General features: G+C 67.7%; 18 protein-coding genes. 9 read left to right on the top strand and 9 right to left on the bottom strand.

All coding sequences use genetic code 11. From position 1 onward, the window contains the following. Positions 1-36 precede the first annotated feature (36 nt). A complete protein-coding gene (locus AC3IF1_RS22170) occupies positions 37-1,560 on the bottom strand; it encodes a DEAD/DEAH box helicase (protein WP_489219372.1) in 1,524 nt (507 codons plus the stop codon). A 197-nt stretch (positions 1,561-1,757) separates the two neighbouring features. After that, the gene (locus AC3IF1_RS22165; RefSeq protein ID WP_489219371.1) at positions 1,758-2,297 is read right to left on the bottom strand and encodes a hypothetical protein; all 540 of its coding nucleotides are present in this window, start codon (positions 2,295-2,297) and stop codon (positions 1,758-1,760) included. 209 nt (positions 2,298-2,506) lie between these two features. On the opposite strand from AC3IF1_RS22165, the gene AC3IF1_RS22160 reads away from it, so the two are divergent. Beyond that, entirely contained in the window at positions 2,507-3,373 is an 867-nt protein-coding gene (locus tag AC3IF1_RS22160; RefSeq protein ID WP_489219369.1) for an outer membrane protein, read from the top strand. A 186-nt stretch (positions 3,374-3,559) separates the two neighbouring features. Then, positions 3,560-4,051, top strand: a complete 492-nt coding sequence (locus AC3IF1_RS22155; protein ID WP_243968085.1) for a PRC-barrel domain-containing protein — start codon at positions 3,560-3,562, stop codon at positions 4,049-4,051. A 149-nt stretch (positions 4,052-4,200) separates the two neighbouring features. Here AC3IF1_RS22155 and parE read toward each other — a convergent pair whose 3' ends face one another. Continuing rightward, entirely contained in the window at positions 4,201-6,267 is a 2,067-nt protein-coding gene (gene parE, locus AC3IF1_RS22150; protein ID WP_243968086.1) for a DNA topoisomerase IV subunit B, read from the bottom strand. A gap of 338 nt (positions 6,268-6,605) precedes the next feature. Here parE and AC3IF1_RS22145 point away from each other — a divergent pair, with 338 nt between their 5' ends. Then, positions 6,606-6,815 (top strand): hypothetical protein, encoded by a 210-nt coding sequence (locus tag AC3IF1_RS22145; protein WP_489220439.1) that lies wholly within the window; start codon positions 6,606-6,608, stop codon positions 6,813-6,815. 20 nt (positions 6,816-6,835) lie between these two features. Here AC3IF1_RS22145 and topA read toward each other — a convergent pair whose 3' ends face one another. After that, entirely contained in the window at positions 6,836-9,565 is a 2,730-nt protein-coding gene (gene topA / locus AC3IF1_RS22140; protein ID WP_489219368.1) for a type I DNA topoisomerase, read from the bottom strand. A 206-nt stretch (positions 9,566-9,771) separates the two neighbouring features. Between topA and AC3IF1_RS22135 the strand changes: the two genes are divergently transcribed. Next, on the top strand, positions 9,772-10,044 hold the full coding sequence (locus AC3IF1_RS22135; protein WP_489219367.1) for a BrnT family toxin: 273 nt from the start codon (positions 9,772-9,774) through the stop codon (positions 10,042-10,044). 7 nt (positions 10,045-10,051) lie between these two features. After that, positions 10,052-10,345: a BrnA antitoxin family protein gene (locus AC3IF1_RS22130; protein ID WP_489219366.1), complete on the top strand. Its 294-nt coding sequence runs from the start codon at positions 10,052-10,054 to the stop codon at positions 10,343-10,345. 4 nt (positions 10,346-10,349) lie between these two features. Here AC3IF1_RS22130 and AC3IF1_RS22125 read toward each other — a convergent pair whose 3' ends face one another. Both AC3IF1_RS22125 and AC3IF1_RS22120 read right to left on the bottom strand, forming a co-directional pair. Further along, on the bottom strand, positions 10,350-11,324 hold the full coding sequence (locus AC3IF1_RS22125) for a molybdopterin-dependent oxidoreductase (protein WP_489219365.1): 975 nt from the start codon (positions 11,322-11,324) through the stop codon (positions 10,350-10,352). Continuing rightward, on the bottom strand, positions 11,321-12,181 hold the full coding sequence (locus AC3IF1_RS22120) for a cytochrome b/b6 domain-containing protein (protein ID WP_489219364.1): 861 nt from the start codon (positions 12,179-12,181) through the stop codon (positions 11,321-11,323). Before AC3IF1_RS22120 ends, AC3IF1_RS22125 begins: the two co-directional genes overlap by 4 nt. A gap of 518 nt (positions 12,182-12,699) precedes the next feature. On the opposite strand from AC3IF1_RS22120, the gene AC3IF1_RS22115 reads away from it, so the two are divergent. Next, complete coding sequence (locus AC3IF1_RS22115) at positions 12,700-13,647, top strand: aspartate carbamoyltransferase catalytic subunit (protein ID WP_489219363.1); 948 nt, start codon at positions 12,700-12,702, stop codon at positions 13,645-13,647. A gap of 53 nt (positions 13,648-13,700) precedes the next feature. On the opposite strand, the gene AC3IF1_RS22110 is transcribed toward AC3IF1_RS22115, so the two are convergent. Next, the gene (locus tag AC3IF1_RS22110; RefSeq protein WP_489219362.1) at positions 13,701-14,402 is read right to left on the bottom strand and encodes a class I SAM-dependent methyltransferase; all 702 of its coding nucleotides are present in this window, start codon (positions 14,400-14,402) and stop codon (positions 13,701-13,703) included. Positions 14,403-15,779: 1,377 nt separating this feature from the next. Here AC3IF1_RS22110 and AC3IF1_RS22105 point away from each other — a divergent pair. Further along, positions 15,780-16,103, top strand: coding sequence for a phosphoribosyl-ATP diphosphatase (locus AC3IF1_RS22105; RefSeq protein WP_489219361.1), 324 nt, complete (start codon positions 15,780-15,782; stop codon positions 16,101-16,103). Continuing rightward, positions 16,100-17,089 (top strand): type I pantothenate kinase, encoded by a 990-nt coding sequence (coaA, locus tag AC3IF1_RS22100; RefSeq protein WP_243968097.1) that lies wholly within the window; start codon positions 16,100-16,102, stop codon positions 17,087-17,089. Before AC3IF1_RS22105 ends, coaA begins: the two co-directional genes overlap by 4 nt. Positions 17,090-17,181: 92 nt before the next feature. Here the strand turns inward: coaA and thpR are convergent, their stop codons facing one another. After that, positions 17,182-17,721: an RNA 2',3'-cyclic phosphodiesterase gene (gene thpR / locus AC3IF1_RS22095; protein ID WP_489219360.1), complete on the bottom strand. Its 540-nt coding sequence runs from the start codon at positions 17,719-17,721 to the stop codon at positions 17,182-17,184. Then, positions 17,721-18,320 (bottom strand): arylesterase, encoded by a 600-nt coding sequence (locus AC3IF1_RS22090; RefSeq protein WP_489219359.1) that lies wholly within the window; start codon positions 18,318-18,320, stop codon positions 17,721-17,723. Before AC3IF1_RS22090 ends, thpR begins: the two co-directional genes overlap by 1 nt. A gap of 189 nt (positions 18,321-18,509) precedes the next feature. Between AC3IF1_RS22090 and AC3IF1_RS22085 the strand changes: the two genes are divergently transcribed. Next, entirely contained in the window at positions 18,510-19,211 is a 702-nt protein-coding gene (locus AC3IF1_RS22085) for an ABC transporter ATP-binding protein (RefSeq protein ID WP_489219358.1), read from the top strand. Positions 19,212-19,450 lie beyond the last annotated feature (239 nt).

Genomic DNA, 19,450 nt, shown 5'->3' with positions numbered 1-19,450 from the left:
CTGGTAGACAGAGAGTTAAAGCCGTATTCGCGGGCCTTATTTATCTTTCTTCGCCGAGACTGGACGAAGCAGGAAGGCCGGAACATGGGCGCCGAGGCCGATGGGCGTCTCGCCGTCCGCCTCGTTCCGGCGCCCGCGCTCGTCGCGCACCCGCTCCGCGCGGCCGGATTCGCGCCGCGGCTCCGGCACGGGACGGGTTTCGGCCCGCGGCGCGGACACGGCGCCACGAGTCTCGGCCCGGGGTGCGGCCGCACCGCCACGGGTCTCGGCACGCTGCGGCGACGCGCCACCGCGGGCGCCACGCGCCTTCGGGCGGTCTGCGGCGGGGACGGAGCTGCCTCCGGCGGCCTTGGCCGAGCGCGCCCCGCGGCGGGTATCGCCCGAGCGACCGCGATGGCGGGTGCCGGTATCGGCGGAGGGATCGGCCACCGACGACAGGTCGCCGTCGAACCACGGGATCGGCTGGCCGATCAGCACCTCGATGGCGCCGAGGGAGCGGGAATCCTCCGGGGAGGCCAGCGTATAGGCGGTGCCGGACCGGCCGGCGCGGCCCGTCCGGCCGATCCGGTGGACGTAGTCTTCGGGGTGATGCGGCACGTCGAAGTTGAAGACGTGACTGACCGCCGGGATGTCGAGCCCGCGGGCCGCCACGTCGCTGGCCACCAGCAGGGCGGTCTCGCCGTTCCGGAACGCGTCGAGGGCGGTGGTCCGCGCCCGCTGGTCCATGTCGCCGTGCAGGGCCGCCGCGTCGAAGCCGTGGCTGACCAGCGACTTCTGGAGCAGGGCGACATCGCGCTTGCGGTTGCAGAAGATGATCCCGTTCTTGAGCTCGGCCTCGCCGCGGATCAGGTCGCGCAGGCGCTCACGCTTGGCATGGCCCTCGGAGCCGGTGGCGACCAAACGCTGCGTGATCGTGGTGGCGGTGGAGGCGGGCCGGGCCACCTCGACCCGCTGGGGATTGTGCAGGAACATGTCCGCCAGCCGCTCGATCTCCGGCGGCATGGTCGCGGAGAAGAACAGGGTCTGCCGGGTGAACGGCACCATCTTCACGATCCGCTCGATATCCGGGATGAACCCCATGTCGAGCATGCGGTCCGCCTCGTCGATGACCAGAAGCTCCACACCGGTCAGCAGCAGCTTGCCGCGCTCGAAATGGTCGAGCAGGCGGCCCGGCGTGGCGATCAGCACGTCGGTGCCGCGCATCAGCTTGGCATCCTGATCGGCGAACGAGACCCCGCCGATGATCAGCGCCACGTTGAGCTTGTGGTTGGTGCCGTAGCGGTCGAAGTTCTCGACCACCTGGGCGGCCAGTTCGCGGGTCGGTTCCAGGATCAGCGTGCGGGGCATCCGGGCGCGGGCGCGACCGTTCTCCAGCAGGGTCAGCATCGGCAGCGTGAAGGCCGCAGTCTTGCCGGTCCCGGTCTGGGCGATACCCAGGACATCGCGGCGGGCGAGAACGTGCGGGATGGCCTCGGCCTGGATCGGCGTCGGCTCGGTGTAGCCCGCCGTCGCGACGGCGTTCAGGACTTTCTCGCTCAGTCCCAGGTCGGAAAAAGGCATCTGCGTTCAGGAACCGTTGCGCGCCCGGCCAGCGCGATGGACACCGTCGCGGCAACGGCTGGGAAGGATCGCGCGGAGCGCTGGTACGCTCCCGGGGCCGCGGGGCGCATGCTGACCGTCAGTTAGGGGCTTGGCGCGGCTTGTCAATCTCGCAATGCGCGGCGACGCGCCGCGACGCACAGGCGAGCAGGGCCCGATCAGGGCCTGAGCCGGTCGGAGACGGGCCGGCGGCGGGGATCGCGCCGCGCGGCCCGTGCGGCCCCCGCGCCATCCGGGATGGCGCCGGTCGTCTCCGGGTCGGGCGGGACCGGGGCCGCCGTGGCGAAGATCCGGCCGGGAGGATCGGCCAGCTTGTTCCACCGGGCCAGCTGAGAGGCGCCGGCGACCGCCAGGAGACCGACGACAGCCGATACGCGCAGCGACCAGCCGAAGAGCGTTCCCCGGCGAACCGGATTCCTCCGGTCCAGGTCGACGGCCGCACCGGCGGGCCGCCGCCTGCCGAAGGCTTTCGAAGCCCGGTCAGGGGCGGATGTGCATGGGCGGCTCGCTCCGCCGAACGCGCGCCAGGCCTTCGGCCGCGCATCGTCGGGCACCATGGTTAACCACAGCTTTACGACGGGCGACGGTGAACGAGCAGACGGGGCGGACCTCATCCGCGCGGCGCGGCGCGAGATCGCCGTCACTTGACCAATATCGAGCGTGAATCCTCTGATTTTATCGCCATAAACAATCTCCATAAAGACTATTCACACCGATTTATAATAAATATAAGCTCCCGATTGGCGGTAACTTGATGACAGCTCACCGGATGTCGGCCACTAGGCTTCATGTTTTGTTGACGCTCTGCGGCTAGTCTGAGAACGCTTGTTGCGGGAAAGCGACAGATCTTGGGACCGGGAACGCCTAGAAGGCTGTCGGCTCCAGCTAACCCAGGACCTTTGGAATCATGAAGAAGCTTCTCCTTGCGTCGACTGTGCTGGTCGGCGTCTCCGCCGCGGCCTCGGCGGCCGATCTGCCGCGCCGCGCAGCGCCGCCGCCGGCTTTCACGCCGGTGCCGGTCTTCACCTGGACGGGGTTCTACTTCGGTGTGAACGCCGGCTACGGCTTCGATGCCAACAGCCGCAAGACCACCAATTACTTCCTGCCCTACGGTTCGGTGGTGAACTCGGCCGACACCAACGCGGTGGTCAGCGTCAACAACCGCAACAACAACGACGGCTTCACCGGCGGCGGGCAGATCGGCTACAACTATCAGTTCACGCCGGGCTCGGGCATCGTGGTCGGCTTCGAGGCTGACGCGCAGTACGTCGACTTCGCCCGCCGCGCCAACGGCACGCTGAACTACACCGGCTTCGGCGATCCGGGCGTCGCCTTCTCGCGGCCGCGCGCCTACGTCGCCACCAGCGGCAACGGCCTCGACTACTTCGGCACCGCCCGCGGCCGTCTCGGCTACGCCTTCGACCGCACCCTGATCTACGGCACCGGCGGCTTCGCCTATGCCTCGGGCCAGGACGATCAGAACTTCGCGGGCAACCGGTTCCGCGACAGCTTCCGCACCGGCTACGCGGTCGGCGGCGGCGTCGAGTACGCCCTGCCCACCGATTCGTTCCTGAACTTCTTCAAGTCCTCGGCCGTGACGCTGAAGGTCGAAGGTCTGTACGTGAGCCTCGATCGTCAGAAGAACGCCGCCTCGGGCATCTTCTACAATTACCTGCTGCCCCCGAACGGCACCGCTTACCTCAACGGTGCCGCGGCCAAGACCGAGTTCGCGGTCGTTCGCGCCGGTGTGAACTACAAGTTCGGCTCGTACTGAGATCGAATGTCGGAGACGGGCATCCCGGCTCCCTGAACGGGGTCCGGCCGAAAGGCCGGGCCCCGTTTCGCGTTCCGAGCCCGATGCCGCTCGGGCGGGTGCGACATGCCGGGCCGGAACCGGGCCGGCATCGGGCGATTGAGCCCCCGGCGCCCCAGCCGGATAGGGCGCGCGGAACGATCGTCGATGCGAAGCCGAATCCTTGTCCTGTCGCTGACAGCCCTCTGCCTTGCGGTGCCGCAGGCCCGCGCTCAGGACGCCTCCGTGATCGGCCGGGGTACGGTGCTACCCGGGACGGGGCCGGGCACTGCGACCGACGGTGCCGGAGCCGGACGCCTGATGGAGGCCGCCAGCGCCGAGGATGCCGCCAAGCGTCAGGGACTCAAGCCAGTCGCCTTCCTGGCCTCCAAGATGATCGGCGTCGAGGTGCGCAACGCCGCCGGCGACAGCGTCGGCAAGATTGACGACCTCCTGATTGCCGACGGCGGTACGCTCAAGGCGGTGGTGATGGATGTCGGCGGCTTCCTCGGGCTGGGGAGCAAGCGCATCGCGGTGGAGCCCAGCGCCCTGGTGCTGCGGCCCGGCGGCAGCCGCTTCTCGGCGGTTCTCAACATGAGCAAGGACACCATCTCGGCGGCCCAACCCTTCGATCCGGCGAAGGCGATCGCCGCGCATTAGCGCTGAGCCCGGGCTCTGCTCGCCCGCAAGACGCACGCTTCGGAAAGTTCGCGATCTTAAGTCGGACCACCGCGACGCGCCGCCTCCGTGTCATCGGCGTGCGGCGCAGCCCGGCATCCTGAAACGCCGCGGCTGCGCGAGACCGTTCCTCAGATGTCGAGATCGGCCCCCTCGGCGAAGGCGGCGCGCTCGCTGATGAAGGCGAAGCGGGCTTCGGGCTTGTTGCCCATCAGGCGCTCGACCGTGTCGCCCGTCGACTCCCGAGCCTCGTCGAGGATCGCGACGCGCAGGAGCGTGCGCTTCTTCGGGTCCATGGTGGTCTCCTTGAGCTGGGCCGGCATCATCTCGCCCAGGCCCTTGAAGCGCCCGATCTCGACCTTGCCGCCCTTGAACACTGTCTTGGTGATCCGCTCCCGGTCGGCATCGTCCCTTGCATAGGCCACCTTCGAGCCCTGCTGGAGCCGGTAGAGCGGCGGGATCGCCAGATACAGGTGGCCGCGGTCAATGAGTTTGGGCATCTGCCGGTAGAAGAAGGTGATCAGAAGCGAGGCGATGTGGGCGCCGTCGACGTCGGCGTCCGTCATGATGATCACCTTGTCGTAGCGCAGGTCGGTCTCGCGGAAGGCCGATCCGGTCCCGCAGCCGAGCGCCAGGGTCAGGTCCGAGATCAGCTGGTTGGCGCCGAGCTTGTCCCGGGAGGCCGAGGCGACGTTCAGGATCTTGCCGCGCAGCGGCAGGATCGCCTGGGTGGCCCGGTCGCGGGCCTGCTTGGCCGAGCCGCCGGCGGAATCGCCCTCGACGATGAAGATCTCGGAACCCGCGGTGCCGGCGGCCGAGCAATCCGCCAGCTTGCCGGGCAGCCGCAGCTTGCGGGTCGCGCTCTTGCGGGCGACCTCCTTCTCCTGGCGGCGGCGCAGACGCTCCTCGGCCCGGTCGATCACCCAGTCGAGGAGCTTGTTGGCCTGGGCCGGGGAGGCGGCCAGCCAATGGTCGAAGGCGTCGCGCACCGCCGTCTCGACGATGCGCTGCGCCTCGACGGTGGCGAGCTTGTCCTTGGTCTGGCCCTGGAACTCGGGCTCGCGGATGAACACCGACAGCATCGACGCGCAGGTCGCCATCACGTCGTCGGTGGTGACCGCCATCATGCGCTTGGCCTGGTTCACGCGCTCGGCGTGCTCGCGTAAGGCCCGCAGCAGAGCGACCCGCAGGCCGGCCTCGTGGGTGCCGCCCTCGGGCGTCGGGATGGTGTTGCAGTAGGAATGCGAGAACCCGTCCTCGGCGACCATCCAGGCCACCGCCCATTCCAGGGAGCCGTGCGAGCCCGGTTTGGTGATCTTGCCGGAGAACATCGCGTCGGTGACGAGGTCCTTGCCGTCGATGTCCCGGGCCAGATAGTCGCGCAACCCGTCGGGGAAGCGGTGCACGGCCTCGGCCGGCACGCCCTCCAGCCCTTCGAGCAGGGCGGGGGCGCAGCGCCAGCGGATCTCGACGCCGCCGAACAAGTAGGCCTTGGAGCGCGCCATTTTGAACAGGCGGCGCGGATCGAACTTCAGCGAGCCGAAGATCTGGGCGTCGGGATGGAATCGGACCCGCGTGCCGCGGCGGTTCTGCACCCGGCCGACCAGCTCCAGCGCGCCCTGCGCGTGGCCGCGCGAGAAGGTCTGGCGGTAGAGGGTCTGATTGCGGGCGACCTCGACCTCCAGGAGATCCGACAGGGCGTTGACCACCGAGATGCCAACGCCGTGCAGACCGCCGGAGGTCTCGTAGACCTTCGAGTCGAATTTTCCGCCCGCGTGCAGCGTGGTCATGATGACCTCGAGCGCCGACTTGCCGGGGAATTTCGGGTGCGGGTCCACCGGGATGCCGCGGCCATTGTCGGTGACCACCAGGATCCCGGATTCCTCCAGCTCCACCTCGATGAAACTGGCATGGCCAGCCACCGCCTCATCCATGGAATTGTCGATCACCTCGGCGAAGAGGTGGTGCAGCGCCCGCTCGTCGGTGCCACCGATATACATGCCGGGCCGGCGCCGGACCGGCTCCAGCCCCTCCAGCACCTCGATGTCGGAGGCGGTGTAGCCGGCCTCGGGCTCGGCCGCCGCGATGGCCGGCACCGAGGCCGAGGCGGCCAGGCGCCGTCGCGGCTCGGGCAACCGGGCGGCGGGGGTGGCCGCCTTCCCACCCGGCCCCAACAGGTCGCGCGCCGGGTCGCTCACGCGCGGCCTCCGCGGGCGCGGCACATCGGCCGGCTCGATCTCACGCGGACTGTTATGCGGTCGTGGAGCATGCGCCTTCATCCCCGCACGATAGCGGAACAAAACAGAAACATCAAAGCCGTCCGCCCCGGGGCGACGCGGCGTCACCATCGCATGCTGCGGCGCCGCGAGCGAGGGGTAGAGGGGCAACGGCGCTTCCGAACAAGCCGCCGGCCGTCATCGCGACGTTGCACAATGATGGGTTAAGGTTTTCCCGTGACGCGCACGATCAATCTCAGCAGATCGCCACCGGAACGGTTCGAAATGGTCGACGTTATTGGCGGAGACAGAACTTGACCGTGGTCAGGGAGCCGCAGTCGATGACCAATGCCGCGATCGAGGCCCGCCGCCTCACCCTGATCCGTTTCGAGCACGCGGCCGGCGCCGCCTTCGGGTGCGAGGACGAGGCGGCCGGGGTACAACCCGCCCGGGCCTTCGTGACCGCCACGACCCTCGCGCTGGCCACTCTGGCGACCGCGGTGGTGGCCACCCTCAGCTACCTCGTCTGACCTGAGCCGAACCCGCCGGCTCAGGCGGTCCCCGACTTCTTCGCGGGCGCCTTCTTGGCCGCCGGGCGCTTCGCGGCTGCACTCTTCGCCGTCCCAGCGGCCGCCGCCGGTTTCTTGGCGGCGGTTTTCTTCGCCGCCGTCTTGTCGCCGCCCGTCGCCCGTGCGGACGTCTTCCGCGCCGATCCGCGCTTGACCGGCTTGCCACCCCCCGCGGCACGCTTGGCATTCACCAAAGCGATCGCCTCGTCCAAGGTCAGGGCCTCGGCCGCCATCGTCTTCGGAAGCGTGGCGTTCACCTCGCCGTCCGTGACGTAGGGGCCGTACTTGCCGGCCTTGACCACGAGGTCGCGCCCGCTGGCCGCGTCCTGGCCGAGGGGACGACCCGGATCGGCAGCCGGGCGGCCACGGCCGCCGCCCTGCTCCTTGGCGACGATCAGGTCGATGGCGCGGTTACCGCCGATCTCCAGCACGTCGTCGTCCTTGCCGAGATTGGCGTAGGTCTTCCCGTGCTGCACGTAGGGCCCGAACCGGCCGAGATTGGCCAGGATCGGCTCACCGGTCTCGGGGTGGCGCGCCACCTCCCGGGGGAGGGCGAGCAGGGCCAGGGCCTTGTCGAGGCCGACCTCGGACGGCGAAAGCCCCTTGGGCAGCGACGAGCGCTTCGGCTTGGCCGCGTCCTTCTCGGTGGAAGCCTCGCCCAGCTGCACGAACGGGCCGAACCGCCCGTCGCGGAGCGTCACCGGCAGGCCGGTCGCGGGATCGCTGCCCAGCACCCGGACGCCCGGCTGGCCACCCTCGGCGGACGAACCGTCGCCGTCGCCATCGACACCCGAGGCCGAGAGCTGGCGGGTGTACTTGCACTCCGGATAGTTCGAGCAGCCGATGAAGGCGCCGAACTTGCCGAGCTTCAGGGAGAGCTGGCCGGCGCCGCAGGTCGGGCAGGTGCGCGGGTTCGAGCCGTCGCCCTTGTCGGGGAAGATATGCGGGCCGAGGAGGCCGTTCAGCGCCTCCAGCACGTCGGTGACGCGCAGCTCCTTGGTCTCGCCGATCGCCGCGGAGAAATCGCGCCAGAAGTCGCGCAGCACCGCCCGCCAGTCGATTTCGGCGTTGGAAACCCGGTCGAGCTGCGCCTCCAGATCGGCGGTGAAGTCGTACTCGACGTAGCGCCGGAAGAAGCTCTCCAGGAAGCCGGTGACGAGCCGCCCCTTGTCCTCCGGCTGGAGCCGTTTCTTCTCGATCTTGACGTACTCGCGGTCCCGGAGCGTCTGCAGCACCGCCGCGTAGGTCGAGGGCCGGCCGATCCCGAGTTCCTCCATGCGCTTCACGAGGCTCGCCTCTGAGTAGCGCGGCGGCGGCTCGGTGAAATGCTGGGTCGAGGCGATGCGCTCGCGGGTCAGCGGGTCGCCGGCCTTCATGGGCGGCAGGCGGCGGCTCTCCTCGTCCTCCTCGTCGTCCTTGCCCTCCTGATAGAGGGCCAGGAAGCCGTCGAACTTCACCACCTGGCCGGTGGCGCGCAGGTCGATCTGACGGGGGCCGACCTTCGCCGTGACGTCCACGGTGGTGCGCTCCAGCTCGGCCGATTCCATCTGGCTCGCCATGGTGCGCGTCCAGATCAGCTCGTAGAGCTTGGCCTGCTCGGACTCGAGGTGGCGCGCGACCATCTTGGGCAGGCGGCCCATATCGGTCGGCCGCACGGCCTCGTGAGCCTCCTGGGCGTTCTTGGCCTTGACGCTGTACTTGCGCGGCACGTCCGGCACGTAGCGGTCGCCGAACTCCTTGGCGACGACCCGGCGGGTGTCCTGGATCGCCTCCGGCGCCATGTCGACGCCGTCGGTCCGCATGTAGGTGATGATGCCGACCGTCTCGCCGCCGACATCCACCCCCTCGTAGAGGCGTTGGGCGACCCGCATGGTCTGGGCCGGCGCCATCCCGAGTTTCCGCGATGCTTCCTGCTGGAGAGTGGAGGTGGTGAAGGGCGGCTGGGGGTGGCGCTTGGCGGGCTTGGCCTCGACGCTGGCCACCTGGAAGGTCGCGAGTTCGAGGTCGCGCTTGAACGCCGCGGCCTCCTCGCCCGTCCCGACATCGAGGCGCTGGATGCGCTTGCCGTCCGCCCCCACGAGGCGGGCCTCGAAGGTCCCGCCCGCCGCGGTCGTCAGGGTGGCGATGAGCGTCCAGTACTCGCGCGGCTTGAACCGCTCGATCTCCATCTCGCGCTCGACCACGAGGCGGAGCGCCACGGACTGCACGCGCCCCGCCGAGCGGGCGCCGGGGAGCTTGCGCCACAGGACCGGCGAGAGGTTGAAGCCGACGAGATAGTCGAGCGCCCGGCGCGCCAGGTAGGCGTCGACCAGCGCCTGGTCGATCTCCCGGGGCTTGCGCATCGCCGCCTCGACCGACGACTTGGTGATGGCGTTGAAGGTGACGCGCTCCACCGGGATGCCCTTGAGCGCCTTGCGGGCGTTCAGGGCCTCGAGGACGTGCCAGGAGATCGCCTCGCCCTCGCGGTCCGGGTCGGTCGCCAGGATCAGCTTGTCGGCGCCCTTGACCGCCTTGACGATCTCGCTGACGCGGCTGGCGCCCCGGTCGGCCAGCTCCCAGACCATGTGGAAATCCTGCTCGGGATCGACCGAGCCGTCCTTGGCCGGCAGGTCGCGGATATGCCCGAAGGAGGCGATGACTTCATAGTCGCGGCCGAGATACTTGTTGATCGTCTTGGCTTTGGCCGGCGACTCGACGACGACGACTTTCATTCAGACCTCTGCCCCTCGACGGAGCCTGGCGCGACGGACGAATTCTGTTCGAAATTCGCGTGGGACGTTTGCCCGCCGTCGGGCCGGGGCCGCGCGCCGGGGACAAGTGGGTTACGGGGGACGGGTTGTCAAATGGCGGATCCGCGCAAGCCTCGCCCGAGGGACTCGTCGTAAGCCCCGCGCACGGCTTATATGAACGGTGCGCGATGGCGATCACCTACGATCCGGCCAAGCGCAGTCGGACCCTGGTGGAACGCGGGCTCGACTTCGAGGATGCGGCACTGGTGTTTGCGGGCCGGACATTCACGTTCGAGGATGTCCGTCAGGATTACGGCGAGGTCCGACTCGTCACGGTCGGCTTCCTAGCCGGCCGCATGACGATCGTGATCTGGACACCGCGAGAGCAGGACCACCACGTTTTCTCGATGAGGAAAGCCAATGTCAGGGAGCAGAAGCGCTACGCACCGCTCATCTGCTGAGGTCCCGGTGCAAAGCGACCTCGCCAAGGTGGACGCGCACGCGATCACGCCGGAGGAGTACGACGAGATCCCCGAACTGACGGACGCGATGCTCGCGCGGGCCGACTTCCATGTCGGCGACCGCTTCGTGCGGCGCGGCCCGCCCGACCTTATCTCTGGACCGGCGGACGAACCGGTCATGGTCCGCCTTCTTCCGGAGGTGGTCGCGCATTTCCGCGCCATGGGGCCCGGATGGCAGGCCCGCGTCAACGCCGTACTGATGGCGGCGGTCGAGCGCGAGCGCGGGGAGACGCCGCGCTGAGCGGTCAGATCCCCGCGTACCACTCGTAGCCGCGATCCTCCCAGTAGCCGCCGCTGCCCTGGCCGATGCCGTCAAGCGACTCCACCATCTCCACCCGCATCACGTACTTGGCCTGCTTGTAGCCGAGCTGGCGCTCGACCCGCAGGCGCAGCGGCGCGCCGTTCGAGACCGGCAGCGGCTTGCCGTTGAGGTCGTAGGCCAGGATCGTCTGCGGGTTGAAGGCGTCGTAGAGGTCAATGCTCTCGTAGTAGCGGATCGGAATCCCCGTCTCCTCGGGCTCCGGGGCCGGGCTGCCCTGGCCCCAATCATCCGTGGGGGCGTCAGTCTTCGGCGCATCGGTGGCGGTCGGCGCGCCGCCCCAATCGTCGGCGGCGGCGAGCTGGACGTACGCGTCGCGGACCGCCCCCGGATGGGTCGGGCGCCACAGGGACGCGCCCTGGCCGCGCCCCTTGCCGCCGCCCTTGGGTCCGGCCTCGACCTCCAGCGTGTCGGCGCAGTGGAACACGGCGTAGCGCGCCTGCGGCTTCAGCCCGGCCTTCTTCAGCACCTCGGCGAGCGGCACGCCGGACCATTGCCCGATGCAGCTCCAGCCCTCGACGCAATCGTGGCGGGTGATCTGGGTGCGGGCGGGCAGGGCGCGCAGATCCGCGAGGCTCAGCGACAGCGGCGTCTGGACGAGCCCGTCGACGGAGAGCTTGAAATCCGAAAACGTCTGCGCCGCCAGGGCGCGGTAGCCGCGGTCCGGCGGGTCGATGGTGCCGTTCGGCTTGAACCAGGGCGAGATCATCGCGGCCGGGAATTCCCGGGCCAGGGTCGCGGGGGACATCAGCAGGCGCTGGACGTACGCGTTCGCGTCCTCGCCGACCTTGAGGGTGCGCTGCCCCTCCTCGGTCCCGGCGAACCTGTCGCAGCCGCCGAGGAGCGCGGTGCCCATCAGGCCGGCGCCCGCGGTGAGGAGCTTGCGGCGGTGGAGGATCATCGGGCGGTCTCCCGGTCGCGGCCGAGGCTGAACCAGCCGGTGATCATGCCGCGCATGTTGTTGACGAGGCCGGAGACGATCACGAGCAGCACGTGGACCACCACGAACAGCACGATCAGCCCGGCCGCGATGAAGTGGATGCTGCGCGCCGATTGCCGGCCGCCGAACAGCTCGGTCAGCCAGGGCCAGGCGGCATCCATCCCCGGCGACATGGCGAGACCGGCGAGCACCATCGCGGGCAGGAGGCCGAGCACCAGGACGAGGTAGGTCAGCTTCTGGATGACGTTGTAGCGCTTGGCCTCCGTGCCCTCGGGGAAGCGCAGGAGCAGGTGCTCCTTCACGGAACCGCCGAAGTCGCGGATCTGGTCGCCCTCCGGGATCAGGCGCCGGCGGAGCTGGCCGCTGAACAGTCCGTAGAGGAGATAGACCGCGCCGTTGATCACCAGGAGCCACGCGAACAGGAAGTGCCAGCGCCGCCCCGTGGCGAGGTCTTGGTCGGCCGGCAGGGTCGCCCAGGACGGGAAGGCGCGCTCGACTTCGGTGCCGCCCTGCTTCGACAGGCCGAGCACGCCGGTGGTGTCGAGGGTGTGGGAGCCGACCGTCACCACGCCGCGATTCGTGCCGTCGCGTCCCTGCTCGCTGGTGATGGCGAGCGCCGGCGTGTCGAAGGTCGAGGTCGCGCCCCAGTAGAGGGCGGGGTGGGCGTTGAAGATCTGCAGGCCGCTCATCAGCAGCACGAGCAGCACCGCGGCGTTGATCCAGTGCGCCAGCCGGATCACCAGCGGGTGGCGGTAGAACCAGCGCCGCCCCGAGCGGTCGACGGTCTCGGGGGCTTCGAGGGTAGGGGAGGCGGCCACGTGTCGGGATCCCGGTTGGCGTCGCGGGGCCGGGACATCTCCGAATCCCGACTGTACCGGCAAATACGTGGCGCAGGCCGCGCCGGTTACCATCCGCGGGAAAAAACGCCGCAGGCGGTTCGCCTCGCCGAGCGACCGGCGTCACACGCGAATGGGTGAGAACCAGCGACCCACCCGCGCCCGCCCCACCCCGCAGGGGCGATCACACATCTCAATCCGGCACCGACGCTGGCGGCAGGGCGCAACAGGCCCCTCTCTCCCGTGCGGGCTACGATATTCACATATCTTCATTGGAGGCGGCCGGACACACGCGCGTCTCCCTCCCCCGCAGCGGGGGGAGGGTGGGCGCGCGGGATGCCGGGACCGCCCCTCCGAGTGACCGGACAAGCCGGCAGAAACCTCCAACCTGTGCAGGTCATAGCCCGCGTGGGAGCAGAACCCGCTTCGGCCTTTACCGACATGTCTGACCATCGCAGCCTTGCCCGCGGAGCGCGCCGCACCTACACCCGGGCCTCATCATGACGACGCCTCCGACCGCGCCCTTCCCGCACCGGCACCTCCTCGGCATCGAGGGCCTGACCCGGCCCGACATCGAGGTTCTGCTCGACGCCGCCGATTCCGCCGTGGACATCTCGCGGCAGGTCGAGAAGAAGCGCGCGACGCTCCGGGGCCGCACGCAGATCAACCTGTTCTTCGAGCCCTCGACGCGGACGCAATCCTCCTTCGAGCTCGCCGGCAAGCGGCTCGGCGCCGACGTGATGAACATGTCGGTGGCCTCGTCCTCGGTGAAGAAGGGCGAGACCCTGATCGACACCGCCGCGACGCTGAACGCCATGCGGCCCGACATCATCGTGGTCCGCCACGAATCGGCCGGTGCCGTGCATCTGCTCGCCCGCAAGGTCGATTGCGCGGTGGTCAATGCCGGCGACGGGGCGCACGAGCACCCGACCCAGGCGCTCCTCGACGCGCTGACCATCCGGCGCAACAAGGGCCGGATCGAGGGCCTTCAGGTGGCGATCTGCGGCGATGTCCTGCACTCGCGGGTGGCGCGCTCGAACATCATCCTGCTCCAGGCGATGGGCGCGCGGGTCCGCCTGATCGCCCCCTCGACGCTGCTGCCGGCCGGGATCGAGCGCTTCGGCGTCGAGACCTTCACCGATATGCGGAAAGGTCTCGTCGGCTGCGACATCGTGATGATGCTGCGGCTGCAGCGCGAGCGCATGAACGGCTCGTTCGTGCCCTCCGTGAAGGAGTATTTCCGGTATTTCGGCCTCGACGGCGAGAAGCTGGCGCTGGCCAAGCCCGACGCCCTGGTGATGCATCCGGGACCGATGAACCGCGGCGTCGAGATCTCCTCCGAGATCGCCGACGGGGCGCAGTCGCTGATCCGCGAGCAGGTCGAGATGGGCGTGGCTGTCCGCATGGCCGTGCTGGAGGCGCTGGCCCGGCACCTGCCGAACGGGTAGTGGGCCGTCGTCGCGCGCCAGATCCGAAATCCGGCGCGAGATCCGACAAGCGTCTACCGCTTACTGAGAACGCATATGAAATACCCGTTGTGCCAATCGCTATATTGAAACTTCGATTGCACTGGATGATTGCCGTCTTGTGTCGATCGTATTTCAACCATATAAGAAAGATTCAGCCCGGATTGATTGAGACCGGCGATCGTTCCAGCGCGAACTTGCTCAAAATTCCAATCGTCAACGATGAAGATTATTTCGTCATCGAAGGACGGCATGGCGAGAAGCAGCCCGTCGCGCTGATCCTCGGCGCGATGAGGTCCATCGAAAAAATAGATATTGAATTTCCCTATAGCTGAATAGTCTATTTTCCTGAAGTCGGCCTCGATAAATCGAAAATCTATATTGTCATTCTTGTACAAGTTGACATTCTGCATGAATAGGTCGCGAGGTCCCCCGAACAGCGACCAGTTGTCGACGCAGGTAACTTTCGCCTTGTTGCCATACATCGCCGCGCAAACCGTGGACCCGGCCCAGGTGCCGATTTCAAGATAACGGGCATCAGGCAGCGAAGACATCAGATTGTTTATAAAGATCCTGTATTTTTTCCCAGACATACCCTCCATACGCAGGACAGGATCGGACAATTTATGCTGTAGGGCAAATGATTTTCTTAAAGCAAAGTCTATCAACAATGCACTTAGTGACGATTTGCTGTCGCCGTGTGTCGACAAAGAAAATTCTTCATGCACACCAGTCATCGGTTATAAACCTTATATTTTTCTGTTGATTAAAATCATCGATTTCGCTATGTCGAGAGGGGCTTTTTATTTGACAGCACTGACCATTCGCTCGACTCGGGAATTGTGCGTTTCAGCGCCAGACTTAAAAGTCGACATCCGAGGATAACGACGCGCGTTCTCTTCTGCAGAATGACCGAGACGCCACGAGGGATCGCTGTTGCGACCGCGCTCGTTGGAGCATCCTTGCGCGATGATCGATGCCGAGACATCTGTCGGCCCAGCGATTGATCATCCTTCAGTTGCATAACACGGGTTTGGAAGCCCGATCATCTGATGTGGCCATGGAAACGTCTTCTGCTTCGGCTCGGCATGCGACCTGCCCCGAACTTGGCCTTCACTCGTCGTTCAAGACCGGACAACCAGGCATCGGTCTTCTGACACAGAACTTTCGGCACGGCCAGTGTTTCAAAGACGTGGCGGCCAGCGGCCCAGAACAAAATTACATCAAGTCACGGAAGACACCTTTGCGAATTTCTATTTTGGAATAATGTCTCATTATTATAAATCTCAAAATTGAAATTTAATTTATGACGGGCACGATGATGGACGATTTGTATTCAGCCGACCCATGTCAGGGCCGAGATTTTTTGAACGTTCATTTTTAGTTTACATGCGGTGAAATCTTATACATCGTCAATTTACTTGATACAAAGAATAATCATTCTATGTCCAAGTTGTGTTGGAGAAATTTGCTGAGAATTACTGCGCCGCATTTCAATCTAAGGCTCAAAATCTGCTCGTTTGTCGTGGTGTATGAATTCCGTTCGCCATACAGATTCCCGACTGACGCGCGACCGCCATGCGTATCGCCCCATGAACGCTGGATGACGCCTTCGACCCAGCTCTTTCACAATGTTCGGCACAGCGATCCCGGCACGACGGGGCGCGCGCTCCTCCCCCTTGCGGATAGGGGAAAGCGACGATTTCTCGAGGCTTCGGCATGAAGCGTAGACATAGGATCCGCTCGGTGAACCGTTCCGATCGCGACCCGATCCCACCACCTCGAAGGGTGGCGCCTTCGACCGTCACCCCTTCGCCGCCGACGCGTCCTGCATGATCCGGCGTCGAACCGCTCGACTGTCCGAGCTTCCGGTCGCTGTCGATCCCGCATCGGATGACGGGAAGGATGATTCTAATGGGAGTCGCAACCGCCCCCAACCGTGCGCCGAGGCTGGGTGCCGCAAAGCTCCCGGGGATCCGTCACATCAAGAGCCGGACAAAGCGCAGCCGTATTCACCCGCACCGCTTGCCCCCGACGCGGTCGTGGCGCAATTTCCTGCCGAATTCCGGTCCCAATCCCTATAGAACGGACCGAGCCAACCTGCAGATCGCTTCATGACCGCCTACACGCTCGCCGACCTCGCTGCCCTCGTGGCGAGCCGCGCCGGAACCGATCCGGCCACCTCCTACACGGCCAAGCTCCTGTCCGAAGGGCCCGCCAAGGCGGCCAAGAAACTCGGCGAGGAGGCGGTGGAGGCGGCTATCGCCGCCGTGCAGGGCGACAAGACCGGCCTGATGAACGAGGCCGCGGATGTCCTCTACCACTTGATGGTGCTGCTCCGGGCCGGCGGGGTCGAACTCGAGGCGGTGATGGCCGAGCTGGAGCGCCGCACGGCGCAGAGCGGAATCGCCGAGAAGGCCGCGAGGCGCCACGCGTGAACGCGGCCGCGCTGCCGGGCTCGGTCGAGGCGATCCTCGAAGCGTCGGACCGGCTCTCGCCCTATCGCCGCTTCAGCCGGGAGGAATGGGCGCAGCTGCGCGCCGACACGCCGCTGACCCTCAAGGCCGAGGATATCGAGCGGCTGCAATCGATCAACGACCCGATCTCGGTGGAGGAGGTGGAGGCGATCTACCTGCCGCTGTCGCGCCTCCTCGCCCTCTACGTCGCGGCGACGCAGGGCCTGTTCAAGGCGACGCAGCGCTTCCTGCTGGCCGAGCGCGAGACCAAGGCCCCCTACATCATCGGGCTCGCCGGCTCGGTGGCGGTGGGGAAGTCCACCACGGCCCGCATCCTGGCCGCCCTCCTGGCGCGCTGGCCGAACACGCCGAAGGTCGATCTCGTCACCACCGACGGCTTCCTGCTGCCCAATGCCGCGCTCGCCGCCAACGGCCTGATGGAGCGCAAGGGTTTTCCCGAGAGCTACGACACCGCCGCCCTGCTGCGCTTCCTCCACGACGTGAAGGCCGGCCACAAGCGCGTGACCGCGCCGCTCTACTCGCACCTCGTCTACGACCGGGTGCCCGGGGAGGAGCGGGTGGTGGAGAGCCCCGACATCCTGATCGTCGAGGGGCTGAACGTGCTCCAGCCCGCGCGCCTGCCCCGGGACGGCACTGCGATTCCGTTCGTGTCCGACTTCTTCGATTTCTCGATCTATCTCGACGGCCACGAGGACGACCTGCACCGCTGGTACGTCACCCGATTCATGAAGCTGCGCCAGACCGCGTTCCGCGATCCGCGCTCCTACTTCCGCAAGTACGCCGGAATCCCGGAGGCCGAGGCGCTGGACATCGCCGACCGGCTCTGGACGACGATCAATCTGCTGAACCTGCGCGAGAATATTCTACCCACGCGCCAGCGGGCGAGCCTGATCCTCACCAAGGGTGCCAGCCACCGGATCGAGAGCGTGGCCCTGCGGCGGTTGTAGGTCGATCCGAGAACAGGCCGCTCCGGCCCCGTTTCTCTCCCTCCCCCGCAGAGGGGGGAGGGAGGGCACGTGGCAGATACGGACCTTGCCACCTACGCGAACGGAAATTCCGCCTCCGCCAGATACGGCCCGCCCCCGGTCGAGTCCCGCGCCGAGAACAGTATCACCCGGTCCACCGCGAACGTCAGCGGTGCGAAGACCGGCGCCTGCGAGAGGTACATCGCGGCGGCCTCCGGGGTCGCGTCGCGCCGGAGCCGCGCCAGGGTCACGTGCGGGGTGAACTTGCGCCGTTCCGGTTCGACGCCAGCCCGGCGGACCAGACGCTCCTGCTCGGCCTGGAGATCGGTCAGCGCCGCATCCGGGCTCACCGCGGCGTAGAGCGCCCGCGGCTTGTCGCCGCCGAACAGGCCGAGGCCGGCGAGCGTCACCGTGAGGGGAGGGCGCGCCCGCATCTCGGAGAGCGCCTCCAGGACCTCCTCGGCCACCGTCGATTCGACATCGCCAATGAAGCGCAGGGTCACGTGGAAGTCGCCCGGCGCGATCCAGCGGGCGCCGGGCAGGCCGCCCTGATGGATCTTCAGCGCCTCGGCGACCGCTGGCGGCACGGCGAGGCCGGTGAACAGGCGCGGCACTACCGCGACGCCCCCTGCCGGAGGCCCCCCAAAAACTTCTCCACCGTGGGCAGGATGTGCGCCGCGATCGTCTCGACCCCCTGGCGGTTCGGGTGGAGCCCGTCGTCAAGGTGCTGCGCCGGGTCGCCGATGATCCCATCCAGGAAGAACGGGTAGAGGGTCAGGTCGTAGCGCTTGGCAAGCATCGGGTAGATCGCGTCGAACCGCGCCTTGTAGTCCGGCCCGAGATTGGGCGCGGCCTGCATCCCGGCGAGCAGCACCGGGATCCCCCGCGCCTTCAGCCGCTCGATGATCGCCGCCAGGGCCGCCTCGGTCACCTTCGGATCGGTGCCGCGCAGCATGTCGTTGGCGCCGAGTTCGAGGATCACCCCGGCGGTCCCATCCGGCACCGACCAGTCGACGCGGTCGAGGCCGCCGGTGGCGGTGTCGCCGGAGACGCCGGCATTGGCCACGGTCACGTCCGCGCCCCCGGCCTTGAGCAGGCGCTCCAGCACGGTGGGGAACGCGGCGTCGGCCGGCAGCCTGTAGCCGGCGGTGAGGCTGTCGCCGAGGGCGACGAGCCTGACCGGTCCGCCCGGGGCCGCCCGGGCGGCTGTCATGAAAGGGACCATGACGAGGGCTAGCGCTGCGGCAAACAGGGGTGTGCGGCGGAACACAGCGGCGCCGTCATGGCGTGGCCCCAATGCGGAACCCATATCGCGGTGCATCCGCGGCCCGTGCAGCCAAGATCGAAGCCAACCGAGGACCTCGCGCGCCATGCTCGTCATCGCCCACAGATCGGCTCGCCCGTGAGCCAAGGCAAGGTGCTCCGCGAGCCGGCGATCGCGCTGTCCGACATCGATCTCAGCCTGGGCCGGGGCGCTGCCCGGGTCCATGTCCTGCGCGGCATCTCGCTGACCGTCGGCCGCGGCGAGGCGGTGGGTCTCGTCGGCCCGTCCGGCTCGGGCAAATCGACGCTGCTGATGGTGATGGCCGGCCTCGAGCGGCCGGATTCCGGCGGCGTGATCATCGAGGAGACCGACCTCGTCCGCCTCGACGAGGACGGGCTCGCCCGCTTCCGGGGCCGGCGCATCGGCATCGTGTTCCAGGCCTTCCACCTCGTGCCGACCATGACGGCCCTGGAGAACGTGGCGCTGCCGCTCGAACTCGCCGACCGGCCCGGCGCCCTGGACCGGGCCCGCGCCGAGCTGGAGGCTGTCGGCCTCGGGCACCGGCTGCACCATTACCCGGCGCAGCTCTCTGGCGGCGAGCAGCAGCGCGTGGCCATCGCCCGGGCGATCGCCCCCGATCCGGCGATCCTGGTGGCCGACGAACCCACGGGCAACCTCGACGAATCCACCGGCCGCCAGATCGTCGATCTCCTGTTCCGGCTGAAGCGTGACCGCGGCGCGACGCTGGTTCTGGTCACCCACGACAATGGCCTCGCCCGCCTGTGCGACCGCACCGTGCGCCTGCGCTCGGGGCGGATCGAGGAGGCGGTGACGGCGTGATGACGGCATTCGAGCGCGACGGTCTGTGCGCATTCCCTCCCCCCTCTGCGGGGGAGGATGGCCCGCGAAGCGGGTCGGGAGGGGGGAGCGACGGTGCAGGACGGGGCAGTCGCCGTCATGAAGGCTGCGGCCCGTCCGGATGCCGGGTTCCCCTCTTGTGGGACTACGTCCCGACCCGACCCCGGCTGACGCAGGGGCCACCCGCCCCCGCAGAAGGAGGAGGGGGTGCGCGGCATCCC

The sequence above is a fragment of the Methylobacterium sp. E-012 genome (assembly GCF_057836545.1).
The sequence above is the reverse complement of the archived record's forward strand: the minus strand, read 5'-3'. Positions and strand labels throughout refer to the sequence as shown.